Raw genomic sequence first — 12051 nt, forward strand, 5'->3', positions numbered from 1 at the left:
CAATTAGACACACCGCAGCCCGTTGATCCGCCCGCGCTCGTTGAGGTCCACCGTCAGCCGGTCGCGGCGGAAGTCCATCGTCATCGCCTCGCCCGGGCGCACCACCCGCACGCTCGACGCCCCGCTGCGCGCCCGCAGCCGCGACTGGAGCCCCGGCGACATCTGCGCGCCGATGAAGCGCTGCACTGCATTCGCATTGCACAGCCGCGGCCCGGGCATCGGGTGGGGCCTGCCGTCATTCATGCAGCCGGCAACCAGCAGGGCGGTCGCGATCATTCCGATGGCGCGCATAACTCTCTCCTCGCTCGCCCCCCGGCGGCGCGGTCTATACCCCGGATGCGTAACGAAGGGGAGGGAGGCCTATGCCTATCCGCCGCTTAACCGCAGCGTGCGGAGCCGATCCTGCCGTCGGTGCCCAGGTGCAGGTTCAGCCGGTCCGCCCGGAATTCCTGCGTCACCATCATCCCCGGTTCGAGCCATCGCACGATATTGGCGCCCGAAAGCCGCTTGGCTTCCTCGGCAACCTCAGGGCTGCGCGCCTTGCCGACCAGCCCGCCCAGCTTCGTGGCGTTGCACTCCACGCCCGGAATAGCCTGGGGCGGCGTCTTCGCCGCGCAGGCACCGGTCAGCATCAGGGCAAAAGCGGGCAGGACGACACGGATCATTCGGCGGGTTCCTCGGTACGGGTCATCTTGAGCTTACCATTCTTGACGGTGAACCCCAGCTGACCCTCGACCAGGTTGAGCGCATCGCGGCCGAACTGCTCGTAGCGCCAGCCCTCCAGGATCGCGAGCCCGTCGCGCACGCCCGCCGCCAGCGACTCGAGATCGTCCGAGCGCGCGAGCAGGCGCGGCGCGACGTTGATCTCCTTGGCGCGGATCTTGAGCAGCAACTTGAGCAGGTCCGCCACCAGCGCTCCGTCCTTGCCAAGCGAGGGCTTGCGGTCGTCGCGCGGCGGCAGCTCGGCGGTCGACATCGGCTCGGCGCCTTCCAACGCCGCCATCAGCCGTCCGCCAATGTCGTTGCCGGCCCAGGCGGCGGAGAGCCCGCGCACCTTGCCCAGGTCGCTCTGCTTGCGCGGGGGGTTGCCGGCCAGGTCGGCCAGCGTCTCGTCCTTGACGATGCGGCCGCGCGGCAGGTCCTTGCCCTGCGCCTCGAGCTCGCGCCAGCGGGCAAGCGCCTTCAGGCGGCCGAGCACCTCCGGCTTGCGGCTCGACACGCGCACGCGCTGCCACGCCTCGTCCGGGTCGTTGTGATAGTTCTCAGGGTCGGCGAGCCGCTCCATCTCCTGGTCCAGCCAGGCGCCGCGACCGGTTTTCTTCAGCTTCTCCAGCATCTTGGGGAAGATCTTGGAGAGATGCGTCACGTCGGCGATGGCATAGTCGATCTGGCGCTTGTCGAGCGGGCGGCGGCTCCAGTCGGTGAAGCGGGCGCCCTTGTCGATCGTGAAGCCCAGATAGGTGTCGACCAGGTTCGAATAGCCGATCTGCTCGCCCAGCCCGAGCGCCATCGCGGCGACCTGGGTGTCGAACAGCGGGTGCGGCGTCTTGCCGGTGAGGTTGTAGACGATCTCGATGTCCTGGCCGCCGGCATGGAAGACCTTCAGCACGTCCTCGTTCCTGGTCATCAGGTCGAGCAGGGGCGTGAGGTCGATTCCCGGTGCCATCGGATCGATCGCCGCGGCCTCTTCGTCGTCGGCGATCTGGATCAGGCAGAGTTCGGGCCAGTAGCTGTTTTCGCGCATGAACTCGGTGTCCACGCAGACGTACGGCTTGTTGGCGAGGCGGGCGCAGAGGTTGGCGAGAGTCGCGCTGTCTTCAATCAGACCATGGATATGCATCCAAGGCCCATAGACCGGTCTTCGGGTTGACAAAAGTGGGGTCTGCAAGGAATGCGCGCCCACGCTAATTTATTCGTCATCCCCGCGCAGGCGGGGATCCAGAGCCCAAGGCAACATCGCTCGCGACCCTGGACCCCCGCCTTCGCGGGGGTGACGAGCAAGGGAAAGACCGGAAATGCACGCCTATCGCACGCACACCTGCGCCCAGCTCCGCGCCGAACATGTCGGCCAGGAAGTCCGCCTCTCCGGCTGGGTGCACCGCAAGCGCGACCATGGCGACCTGGTCTTCATCGACCTGCGCGACCATTATGGCATCACCCAGATCGTCACCGAAGTGGACGGCCCGGCCTTCCAGGTGATCGAGTCGCTGCGCAGCGAATCGGTGGTGACGATGACCGGCAAGGTCGTCGCCCGCGACGGCGCCGCAGTGAACCCGAACCTCCCCACCGGTGAAGTCGAGATCCGCGTCACTGAGGCGAAGATCCAGAGCCAGGCGCAGGAACTGCCGCTGCCGGTGTTCGGCGATGCCGAGTACCCGGAAGAAATCCGCCTGAGGAACCGCTTCCTCGATCTGCGCCGCGAGAAGGTCCACAAGAACATCATGCTGCGCTCGAGCGTCATCGCCTCGCTTCGCCGCCGGATGATCGACCAGGGCTTCACCGAGTTCCAGACCCCGATCCTGACCGCGTCCTCGCCCGAGGGCGCCCGCGACTATCTCGTTCCGTCGCGCGTCCACCCGGGCAAGTTCTACGCGCTCCCCCAGGCGCCGCAGATGTTCAAGCAGCTGCTGATGGTCGCCGGCTTCGACAAGTATTTCCAGATCGCCCCCTGCTTCCGCGACGAGGACGCGCGCGCCGATCGTTCGCCGGGCGAGTTCTACCAGCTCGATTTCGAGATGAGCTACGTCACCCAGGACGACGTGTTCGCCGCGATCGAGCCGGTGCTGCACGGCGTGTTCGAGGAATTCGCCGATTGGGAAGGCATGGGCCGCAGCGTTTCCGCTCTGCCGTTCAAGCGCATCCCGTACCGCGAATCGATGCTGAAGTACGGCAACGACAAGCCCGATCTGCGCAACCCGCTGCTGATCACCGACGTGAGCGAGTTCTTCAAGGGCTCGGGCTTCGGCCGCTTCGCCTCGATCGTCGAGGGCGGCGATGTCGTCCGCGCGGTCCCGGCGCCGGGCACGCATGAGAAGAGCCGCAAGTTCTTCGACGACATGAACAGCTGGGCCCAGTCGGAAGGCTTCCCGGGCCTCGGCTATGCCACCCAGAAGGACGGCGTGTTCGGCGGCCCGATCGCCAACAACCATGGCCAGGAAGGCATGAAGGCGATTGCCGACGCGATGGGCCTCGGCCCGAACGACGGCATCTTCTTCGCCGCCGGCAAGGAAGCCCAGGCCGCCAAGCTCGCCGGCCTCGCGCGCACCCGCGCCGCCGAGCAGCTCGAGCTGATCGACAAGAAGCGCTTCGAGTTCTGCTGGATCGTCGACTTCCCGATGTTCGAATATGACGAGGACGCGAAGAAGGTCGACTTCAGCCACAACCCGTTCTCGATGCCGCAGGGCGAGCTGGAAGCGCTGGAGACCAAGGACCCGCTCGACATCCTGGCCTATCAGTACGACATCGTCTGCAACGGCATCGAGCTGTCCTCGGGCGCGATCCGGAACCACCGTCCGGAGATCATGTACAAGGCGTTCGAGATCGCCGGCTACACCCAGGCCGATGTCGACACCAACTTCGCCGGCATGATCAACGCCTTCAAGTTCGGCGCCCCGCCGCACGGCGGCTCGGCCCCTGGCGTGGACCGCATCGTCATGCTGCTCGCCGACGAGCCGAACATCCGCGAAGTCATCGTCTTCCCGATGACCCAGAAGGCCGAGGACCTGATGATGCAGGCCCCGTCCTATGTCAGCGAGAAGCAGCTCAAGGAGCTCAACATCCGCCTCGCCCCCCAGGTCGCGGCGGACCTCGCCAAGAAGGGCACCGACGGCATCGTCGACCCCGCGGCGGGCTGAACCCTTGGATTCCCCTCCCTGCAAGGGAGGGGTTAGGGGTGGGTTAGGGAAGGCCGGGCTCGATGCCCGGCCTTTTCTTTTTCATCCACCGAACGGCTGGGCTCCCCCGGCCTCCGCCGGGGTCGCAACCCACCCCCAACCCCTCCCTTGCAGGGAGGGGAGTTAGAAGTTGAAGTTATAAAACTTCAACGTACAGACATAAAACTACAACCAACATAAGCAATCCGGCCGCCAGAGCCGGGACGCAGGAGTAGAAATGTCTGACGCGAAGACCGCACGGGCCCGCGCCCAGGCGGAGGCGACCATTGGGCTCGCCGACCTGTTCACCATCGGCATCGGCCCATCGAGCTCGCACACCGTCGGTCCGATGCGCGCCGCGGCGTCCTTCGCAGAAGCGGCGCTCGACCGCGGCACGCCGACCTCGGTCTCCTGCGAGCTGTTCGGCTCGCTCGCGCTCACCGGACGCGGCCACGCCACCGATATCGCCACCATCCTCGGCCTGGCCGGCTACCGGCCCGAGAGCGTCGATCCCGATGCGGTGAATACCATCGTCGAGACGATCCGCGCCGAGCAGCAGCTCGCGCTCGGCGGCCATGTCGTGGTGCCGTTCGTCGAGGGCCGCCACCTGATCTTCCGCGACGACCGTTTCCTGCCTGCCCACCCCAACGGCATGCGCTTCGTCGCGCATTATGCCGAGGGCGAGCCCTGGGAGACCTTCTATTATTCGATCGGCGGCGGCGCGATCGTCGAGGGCGGATGCGAGCCGCCCCAGACCAACGTCAAGCTGCCCTTCGCCTTCACCTCGGGCGCCGAGCTGCTCGCCGTGGCCGCGGCGCAGGACGCCAGCATCGCCGACATCGTCCGCGCCAATGAAGCTGCCTGGCGCGACGACGCCGAGACCGACGCCTTTCTCGACAGCCTGCGCGCCGCGATGTCCGCCTGTATCGATCGCGGCATGCGCGGGGAGGGGGAGCTGCCCGGCGGCCTCAAGGTCAAGCGCCGCGCCCGCGACCTCCACCAGCGCCTGCTCGCGCGCGGGCCGCGCAGCGATCCCTCGCTCGTCTTCGACTGGGTCAGCCTCTGGGCGCTCGCGGTGAACGAGGAGAACGCCGCCGGCGGCCGCGTCGTCACTGCGCCGACCAACGGGGCGGCGGGCGTGATCCCGGCGGTGCTGCGCTATTACGAGACCTTCTGCGCCAATCCGACGCCCGCCGGCTCGCGCACCTTCCTGCTCACCACCGCCGCGATCGGCTTCCTCTACAAGAAGCGCGCCTCGATCTCCGCCGCCGAGATGGGCTGCCAGGGCGAGGTCGGCGTCGCCTGCTCGATGGCCGCGGCAGGCCTGGCCGCCGCGCTCGGCGCCACCAACGCCCAGATCGAGAATGCCGCCGAGATCGGCATGGAGCATAATCTCGGCCTCACCTGCGATCCCATTGGAGGTCTGGTCCAGATCCCCTGCATCGAGCGCAACACCATGGGCGCGATCAAGGCGATCAACGCGGCCTATCTCGCCATGCATGGCGACGGCAGCCACATCGTCAGCCTCGACGCCGTGATCGAGACGATGCGCCAGACCGGCGAGGACATGCGCTCCAAGTACAAGGAAACCGCGCAGGGCGGGCTCGCGGTGAACGTGGTGGCCTGCTGAGATAATCCGTCATCCCGCCCGCCCTCTAACCGTCATCCCGGCGAAAGCCGGGATCTCAGGCGAAGGCGCGGACGGCAGGACAGGAGCCGCACGAGATCCCGGCTTTCGCCGGGATGACGTGAAGAGCAGATGACGGAAAGGAGGCCCTTGCCACCAGCCCCCACGCAGGGGATCGTAATCCCATGCGCATCGCCGTCTTCAACACCAAGCCCTATGACCGCCGCTTCCTCACCGAAGCGAACGCAGCCTTCGGCCACGACCTCGACTTCCTCGAGCCCCGCCTCGAGCCCGCCACCGCATCGCTGGCCAAAGACCACCCGGCGATATGCGTCTTCGTCAACGACACGGTGAACGCCGAGGTGCTGGAGACGCTCGCCGCCGGCGGTACCCGGATCGTCGCGCTGCGCTGTGCCGGCTTCAACAATGTCGACCTCGCCGCCGCCGCCCGGCTCGGCATCGACGTCGTCCGCGTACCGGCCTATTCGCCCCACGCCGTCGCCGAGTTCACTATCGGCCTGCTGCTCGCCGTCGATCGCAGGATCCCGCGCGCCTGGGCCCGGGTCCGCGAGAACAATTTCGCGCTCGACGGGCTGATCGGCCGCAACCTCCATGGCCGCACCGTCGGGGTGATCGGCACCGGCAAGATCGGCGCGCTCGTCGCCCGCAGCCTGCGCGCCGGCTTCGGCTGCGAGGTGCTGGCCAGCGACCTCTATCCCGATCCCGCGCTGGAGGCACTCGGGGTGCGCTATGTCGAGCGCGGCGAACTGCTCCGCGCGGCGGAGATCGTCACCCTCCATTGCCCGCTCACCCCGGACACCCGTCACCTGATCGACGCCGCCGCCATCGAGGCCGCCCGCCCGGGCCTGACCATCGTCAACACCAGCCGCGGCGCGCTGATCGACACCGCCGCGCTGATCGAGGGGCTCAAGTCGCGCAAGATCGGCGCCGTCGCGCTCGACGTCTATGAGCAGGAAGCCGACCTGTTCTTCGAGGACCTGTCGAACGAGATCGTCTCGGACGACCTGTTCCAGCGCCTGCTCACCTTCCCCAACGTGCTGATCACCGGCCACCAGGCCTTCCTCACCGAGGAAGCGCTCGGCGCGATCGCCGGGACCACGCTGCGCAGCATCGCCGATGCCGAGATGGGCAAGCTGCTCGCCAACCGCGTCGATGCCGGCCGGATCGCCGCGTCGCACTAGGCAGGTTGGCGGAGCCCCGCGCCGGCTCTATCGTTCTGCCAGGCACGAAAGGACCGGGCATGGCGATCGATCTGGCGAAGTACGAGAAGGGCAAGCCGTTCGACGGCAATTACGACAAGGCGCTGGCCAAGCTGCAGAAGCGCCTCAGCCACATCCAGTACGCCCATATCGTCCATCGCCGCCGCGCGATCGTGCTGTTCGAAGGCTGGGACGCGGCGGGGAAGGGCGGCATCATCCAGCGCCTCACCGCCGAATGGGACCCGCGCTATTTCGAGGTCTGGCCGATCGCCGCGCCTTCGCCCGAGGAGCTCGCGCACCATTTCCTCTGGCGCTTCTGGCAGCGCCTGCCCGCCCAGCACAACATCGCGGTGTTCGACCGCAGCTGGTACGGTCGCGTGCTGGTCGAGCGGGTCGAGGGCTTCGCCAGGGAAGCCGACTGGCGGCGCGGCTATGACGAGATCAACGATTTCGAGGCCCAGCACGTCACCAACGGCACCACGCTGGTCAAGGTCTTCGTCCACGTCACCCAGAAGACCCAGGACAAGCGCCTCGAGGACCGGCTCGAGCATCCCTGGAAGCGCTGGAAGACCGGGCTCGACGATTACCGCAACCGGGCGAAGCGCTCCGAATATCTCGACGCGATGCACGAGATGTTCGCGAAGACCAGCACCGAAAACGCCCCCTGGATCGTGATCGACGGCAACGACAAGAAGGCCGCCCGCATCGCCGCGCTCACCGCCATCGCCGACGCGCTGGAGAAGCAGGTGCCGATGGAGCCGCCCGCGCTCGATCCCGAGGTGGAGAAGGTGGCGAGGAAGGCGCTGGGGCTTTAGTCGCCCGGGTACGTCATCCCGCCACCAGTCCGTCATCCCGGCGAAAGCCGGGATCTCAGGCGAAGGCGCGGGGACGGAGCCGCACGAGATCCCGACTTTCGTCGGGATGACGGCTTAAGTTGCTCAAGCCGGCGCGAATTCCCCGTCTTCGCCCATCAGGTGCAGCACCCCGTCGGCAATCGCGAAATAGGCGCCGTGGAGCTTGAGGCTGCCCTCGGCCAGCCGCTTGCTGACGAAGGGGAAGCTGGTGAGGTTGGTCAGCGAGACGCGCACCGTCTCCAGCTCCAGCGCGCGCACCGCCTCGGGTCCGGTGCCGTGCTGCGCCACGATCCGCTCGCGCGCCGGGTCGAGCATGTCGACCCAGTGGGCGATGAACCCGCCTTCGCCGTTCGGCGCGCCCTTGAAGCGCTGCGACAGCGCCGCGCCGACGCCGCCGCACGCGCCATGCCCCAGCACCACGATCTCGGGCACTTCGAGCTGGTTCACCGCGAACTCCAGCGCGGCGGAGACGCCGTGGCGGCTCGCATCGTCCTCGAACGGCGGCACCAGGTTGGCGACGTTGCGCACCACGAAGATCTCGCCCGGCACGGTATCGAAGATCTGCGCCGGATCGACTCGGCTGTCCGAGCAGGCGATCACCATCACCCGCGGGCTCTGCCCCTCGCTGAGGCCCGACCATCGGTCGCGGTGCCGCCGGTATTCGCTGGTCCGGAAGCGCTGATAGCCGTCGAGCAGGTCGGTGAAGTCGGTCATGACGCGTGCCGTAACGTCCGTCATCCCGACTGCCAAGTTCTGTATCGAAGTGTTGCCGAAGCCACGCGGTTGACGAAAGTGCAAGCGGGGCTGGAAACCCCGGCCCAGCCGCTCTATCTGGCCCCTCATGAACGATCTCTCCGCAGCACCGCGCCCGGAACGCCAGCGCAAGCCCGACTGGATCCGCGTCAAGGCCCCGACCTCGGAAGGCTTCGCCAAGACCCGGGCGCTGATGCGCTCGAAGAACCTCGTCACCGTCTGCGAGGAAGCGGCCTGCCCGAACATCGGCGAGTGCTGGACGAAGAAACACGCCACGGTGATGATCCTCGGCGACGTCTGCACGCGCGCCTGCCGCTTCTGCAACGTCAAGACCGGCATGCCGCGCAAGGTAGATCCGCTGGAGCCGCAGCACGTGGCCGAAGCCGCCGCGCAGATGGGCCTCGAGCACATCGTCATCACCTCGGTCGACCGGGACGACCTGCCCGACGGCGGCGCCAGCCAGTTCGTCAAGGTGATCGAGGAAATCCGCAAGGCCAACCCGACCACCACGATCGAGATCCTCACCCCCGACTTCCGCAACAAGCACGAGGCCGCGGTCGAGGCGATCGTCGCCGCCCGTCCGGACGTCTACAACCACAATCTCGAGACCGTCCCCCGGCTCTATCCGAACATCCGCCCGGGCGCGCGCTATTACGCCTCGCTGCGCCTGCTGGAGACGGTCAAGCGCCTCGACCCGACGATCTTCACCAAGTCGGGCATCATGCTCGGCCTGGGCGAGCAGCGCCTGGAGGTCCATCAGGTGATGGACGACATGCGCTCGGCCGACATCGATTTCCTCACCATGGGCCAGTATCTCCAGCCGACCCCGCGCCACGCCAAGGTCGAGGAGTTCGTCACCCCCGCCGCCTTCCAGGCCTATGGCGCGATCGGCCGCGCCAAGGGCTTCCTCCAGGTCGCCTCGTCGCCGCTGACCCGCTCGAGCTATCACGCCGGCGAGGACTTCGCCGAGATGAAGGCCGCGCGCGAGGCGAAGCTGGCGAAGGCAGGGAAATGATAACCGTCATCCCGGCGAAAGCCGGGATCTCATGCGGCTCCATTCCCGCGCCATCTCCCGAGATCCCGGCTTTCGCCGGGATGACGAACTGATACGATGCCCAAGCACAGCGAAACCCGACCGCTACCCTATACCCCGGAGCAGATGTTCGACCTGGTGGCGGACGTCGCGCGCTACCCCGAGTTCCTGCCCTGGGTCAGCGCGATCCGTGTCCGCTCGAACAGCGACACCCAGATGGTCGCGGACATGATCGTCGGCTTCAAGGGCCTGCGCGAGACCTTCACCTCGCGCGTCGAGAAGGCGCGGCCGGGCAGCCTGCACATCGAATATGTCGAGGGCCCGCTCAAGCACCTCAGCAACGACTGGAAGTTCCGCCCGGACGGGCAGGGCGGCTGCCTGGTCGACTTCTCGGTCGACTTCGCCTTCAAGAACCGCGTGTTCGAGATGCTCGCCGGCCAGATGTTCGACCGGGCGCTGCGCAAGATGATCAACGCGTTCGAGGAACGCGCCGCCCGCCTCTACGGCGATTCGACGTCGGCTTCGGTGTCCTCGGGGGCAGAAGCACCCGGCATCAGCAGCTCGAGCGCGCACAACGCCGCCTGAAGCCGCACGCCGGCGCGGCCGTTATTCTCGAAATGGCGGGCATCCGCCACGATATGGTCGGGATCGGCGCCGCGCACCGCCTGGGCGAACACCACCGTGCCCACCGGCTTCTTCTCGCTGCCGCCATCGGGGCCGGCGATCCCGGTGATCGCCACCGCGACATCGGCATGGGTGCGGGTGAGTGCGCCCTGCGCCATGCTCCACGCGACCGCGATCGAAACCGAGCCGAAGGTCTCCAGCACGTCGCTGCCCACCTTGAGCACGTCGTGCTTGGCTTCGTTCGAATAGGTGACGAAGCCGGCGTCGAAGACGTCGGACGAGCCGGGGATCTCGGTGAGCGCGGCGGAGACCAGGCCCCCGGTGCAGCTCTCGGCAACGGCGATGCGACGGCCGGCTGCGCGATTGGCATCGAGCACCTTGCGCGCGGCGGCGACCAGCTCCGACGGGAGAATCGTATCCATAGGGCCGGGCATGTGCCACCGGAATGTTGCCGACGCGAGTCAGTTCGTTCCCATAGGCGCTGGTCTGGCCCAATCCGTCATCCCGGCGAAAGCCGGGATCTCAGGCGGCGGCGCTGCTTCTTCTCCCTCTCCCCTCCAGGGGAGAGGGCCGGGGAGAGGGGCAGTGTGCCCCAACCCGGTCCAACCCGGACATCCTTTGATTTCTCACGCGAAGGCGCGGAGGCGCGAAGAAGATTGGTTCGCGCAGAGGCGCAAAGAGCGCAGAGCGCGTGCCTGTGGCACTTGCCCTCCGCCGCTTCAGCGGCAGGGAGTGCGGAAGCTGGGTATTGGAGGGCATCGCTAACGCGATGCGAGACATCTCTGCGCTCTCTGCGCCTCTGCGCGAACCAAATCTTCTTCTCCGCGCCTCCGCGTCTCCGCGTGAACAAAATCAGCCCGGCACCCGCACCGTAGCCACAGCCTGCGCTGCCATCCCCTCGCCACGCCCGGTGAACCCCAGCCGCTCGGTCGTCGTCGCCTTCACGCTCACCTCGGACACCTTCAACCTCAGGATCGAAGCGATGCTCGCCCGGATCGCATCGCGGTGCGGGCCCACCTTGGGCGCCTCGCAGATGATCGTCACATCGACGAAGTCGATCACGCCACCCTCCGCCGCCACCAGAGACGCCGCATGCTGGAGGAACTGCGCCGAGGCCGCCCCGCGCCATTTCGGGTCGCTCGGCGGGAAGTGCATGCCGATATCGCCCGCGCCGATCGTGCCCAGCAGCGCATCGGTGATCGCATGCAGCGCCACATCGGCGTCGCTATGCCCCGAAAGCCCGCGCGAATAGGGCACCTTCACCCCGCCCAGCCATAGCTCCTCGCCCTCGGCGAAGCGGTGCACGTCATAGCCCGTCGCGGTCCGCACCCGCATCTGCGCCCCGAACCGCGCCTCGGCGGCGGCGAAATCGGCGGGGTGGGTGATCTTCTCCAGCATGGTGCTCCCTTCCACGACCGCAACGTCCAGTCCGAGCGCGCGCACCATCTGCGCATCGTCGGTCGCCTCGCTTTCCACCGGCCAGGCCGCATGCGCCGCCCGGATCGCTTCTCCCCGGAACGCCTGCGGCGTCTGCACCCGGGTCAGCCCGTCGCGCGGAACGGACACCCCGGACGCGGAAACGAGCGTGTCCGCAACCGGCAGGCCGGGGATCGCGCCTGAAACCGTTTCCAGCGCCGCCAGCAGCCGGTCGATCACGGCATGCGGCAGGAAGGGGCGGGCGGCATCATGGATCAGCACGCGCTCGGCATCGCCCAGCGCCGCCAGCCCGTTCGCCACGCTCTCGCGCCGGCTCGCCCCGCCAACAACGAAGTCCACATCCCCCAGCGCGGCACGCAGCATCGCCTCCTGGCCCTCGCCGATCACCACCAGCACCGTGTCGATGCCAGGATTTGACGTCATGGCGGCGTAGCTGTGCACCAGCATCGGCTTGCCGGCCAGCGGTGCGAACTGCTTGGGCACGCTGCCCCCGGCCCGGATGCCGCTCCCGGCGGCGACGATGATGGCGGCGGTCTTCATTGGCGGGGACGTAGAGCATGTAGGTCTGGGGTTCCACCGTGATCCGGTCCTCAGGCGCCATCACCCATCAACCGAGGCCGGCACCTCGCGC

Annotated in this window: 12 protein-coding genes; 6 read left to right on the top strand and 6 right to left on the bottom strand. The window is 67.6% G+C overall.

Annotated features, from left to right (window positions below):
• Positions 1-3: 3 nt before the first annotated feature.
• The 3 genes from ACEN8G_RS09825 to rnd form a co-directional block, all read right to left on the bottom strand.
• Positions 4-291 carry an I78 family peptidase inhibitor gene (locus tag ACEN8G_RS09825; protein ID WP_413417027.1) on the bottom strand — a complete coding sequence of 96 codons (288 nt, stop codon included), beginning with the start codon at positions 289-291 and terminating at the stop codon, positions 4-6.
• Positions 292-377: 86 nt separating this feature from the next.
• Positions 378-665 (bottom strand): I78 family peptidase inhibitor, encoded by a 288-nt coding sequence (locus ACEN8G_RS09830; protein ID WP_413417029.1) that lies wholly within the window; start codon positions 663-665, stop codon positions 378-380.
• Positions 662-1840, bottom strand: a complete 1179-nt coding sequence (gene rnd, locus ACEN8G_RS09835) for a ribonuclease D (protein WP_413417031.1) — start codon at positions 1838-1840, stop codon at positions 662-664. The genes ACEN8G_RS09830 and rnd overlap by 4 nt, the downstream gene beginning before the upstream one ends.
• A gap of 175 nt (positions 1841-2015) precedes the next feature.
• On the opposite strand from rnd, the gene aspS reads away from it, so the two are divergent.
• From aspS to ACEN8G_RS09855, 4 genes are all read left to right on the top strand, one after another.
• Complete coding sequence (gene aspS, locus ACEN8G_RS09840) at positions 2016-3854, top strand: aspartate--tRNA ligase (RefSeq protein ID WP_413417033.1); 1839 nt, start codon at positions 2016-2018, stop codon at positions 3852-3854.
• Positions 3855-4110: 256 nt separating this feature from the next.
• Positions 4111-5502: an L-serine ammonia-lyase gene (locus ACEN8G_RS09845; protein ID WP_413419395.1), complete on the top strand. Its 1392-nt coding sequence runs from the start codon at positions 4111-4113 to the stop codon at positions 5500-5502.
• Between the two features lie 182 nt (positions 5503-5684).
• On the top strand, positions 5685-6701 hold the full coding sequence (locus ACEN8G_RS09850) for a 2-hydroxyacid dehydrogenase (RefSeq protein WP_413415398.1): 1017 nt from the start codon (positions 5685-5687) through the stop codon (positions 6699-6701).
• Between the two features lie 59 nt (positions 6702-6760).
• Entirely contained in the window at positions 6761-7534 is a 774-nt protein-coding gene (locus ACEN8G_RS09855) for a polyphosphate kinase 2 family protein (protein WP_413415399.1), read from the top strand.
• A 123-nt stretch (positions 7535-7657) separates the two neighbouring features.
• Here ACEN8G_RS09855 and ACEN8G_RS09860 read toward each other — a convergent pair whose 3' ends face one another.
• Positions 7658-8287: a carbonic anhydrase gene (locus ACEN8G_RS09860; protein WP_307119121.1), complete on the bottom strand. Its 630-nt coding sequence runs from the start codon at positions 8285-8287 to the stop codon at positions 7658-7660.
• Positions 8288-8414: 127 nt separating this feature from the next.
• On the opposite strand from ACEN8G_RS09860, the gene lipA reads away from it, so the two are divergent.
• Together lipA and ACEN8G_RS09870 are read left to right on the top strand one after the other, a co-directional pair.
• A complete protein-coding gene (gene lipA, locus ACEN8G_RS09865; RefSeq protein WP_413415400.1) occupies positions 8415-9341 on the top strand; it encodes a lipoyl synthase in 927 nt (308 codons plus the stop codon).
• A 96-nt stretch (positions 9342-9437) separates the two neighbouring features.
• Positions 9438-9944 carry a type II toxin-antitoxin system RatA family toxin gene (locus tag ACEN8G_RS09870; protein ID WP_307119120.1) on the top strand — a complete coding sequence of 169 codons (507 nt, stop codon included), beginning with the start codon at positions 9438-9440 and terminating at the stop codon, positions 9942-9944.
• Here ACEN8G_RS09870 and ACEN8G_RS09875 read toward each other — a convergent pair.
• Together ACEN8G_RS09875 and ACEN8G_RS09880 are read right to left on the bottom strand one after the other, a co-directional pair.
• Positions 9860-10405 (bottom strand): CinA family protein, encoded by a 546-nt coding sequence (locus ACEN8G_RS09875; protein ID WP_413415401.1) that lies wholly within the window; start codon positions 10403-10405, stop codon positions 9860-9862. The two genes, ACEN8G_RS09870 and ACEN8G_RS09875, sit on opposite strands and share 85 nt — an antisense overlap.
• A 430-nt stretch (positions 10406-10835) precedes the next feature.
• Positions 10836-11960, bottom strand: a complete 1125-nt coding sequence (locus ACEN8G_RS09880) for a bifunctional 2-C-methyl-D-erythritol 4-phosphate cytidylyltransferase/2-C-methyl-D-erythritol 2,4-cyclodiphosphate synthase (protein WP_413415402.1) — start codon at positions 11958-11960, stop codon at positions 10836-10838.
• Positions 11961-12051 lie beyond the last annotated feature (91 nt).

It is taken from the genome of Sphingomonas sp. Sphisp66 (assembly GCF_047324325.1).
Classification (GTDB): Bacteria; Pseudomonadota; Alphaproteobacteria; order Sphingomonadales; family Sphingomonadaceae; genus Sphingomonas.

What these genes read in the sequence shown, in the direction of transcription:
- ACEN8G_RS09825 (WP_413417027.1), bottom strand. Translation starts at nt 291, where the DNA reads ATGCGCGCCATCGGAATGATCGCGACCGCCCTGCTGGTTGCCGGCTGC.
- ACEN8G_RS09830 (WP_413417029.1), bottom strand. Translation starts at nt 665, where the DNA reads ATGATCCGTGTCGTCCTGCCCGCTTTTGCCCTGATGCTGACCGGTGCC.
- rnd (WP_413417031.1), bottom strand. Translation starts at nt 1,840, where the DNA reads ATGCATATCCATGGTCTGATTGAAGACAGCGCGACTCTCGCCAACCTC.
- aspS (WP_413417033.1), top strand. Translation starts at nt 2,016, where the DNA reads ATGCACGCCTATCGCACGCACACCTGCGCCCAGCTCCGCGCCGAACAT.
- ACEN8G_RS09845 (WP_413419395.1), top strand. Translation starts at nt 4,111, where the DNA reads ATGTCTGACGCGAAGACCGCACGGGCCCGCGCCCAGGCGGAGGCGACC.
- ACEN8G_RS09850 (WP_413415398.1), top strand. Translation starts at nt 5,685, where the DNA reads ATGCGCATCGCCGTCTTCAACACCAAGCCCTATGACCGCCGCTTCCTC.
- ACEN8G_RS09855 (WP_413415399.1), top strand. Translation starts at nt 6,761, where the DNA reads ATGGCGATCGATCTGGCGAAGTACGAGAAGGGCAAGCCGTTCGACGGC.
- ACEN8G_RS09860 (WP_307119121.1), bottom strand. Translation starts at nt 8,287, where the DNA reads ATGACCGACTTCACCGACCTGCTCGACGGCTATCAGCGCTTCCGGACC.
- lipA (WP_413415400.1), top strand. Translation starts at nt 8,415, where the DNA reads ATGAACGATCTCTCCGCAGCACCGCGCCCGGAACGCCAGCGCAAGCCC.
- ACEN8G_RS09870 (WP_307119120.1), top strand. Translation starts at nt 9,438, where the DNA reads ATGCCCAAGCACAGCGAAACCCGACCGCTACCCTATACCCCGGAGCAG.
- ACEN8G_RS09875 (WP_413415401.1), bottom strand. Translation starts at nt 10,405, where the DNA reads ATGGATACGATTCTCCCGTCGGAGCTGGTCGCCGCCGCGCGCAAGGTG.
- ACEN8G_RS09880 (WP_413415402.1), bottom strand. Translation starts at nt 11,960, where the DNA reads ATGAAGACCGCCGCCATCATCGTCGCCGCCGGGAGCGGCATCCGGGCC.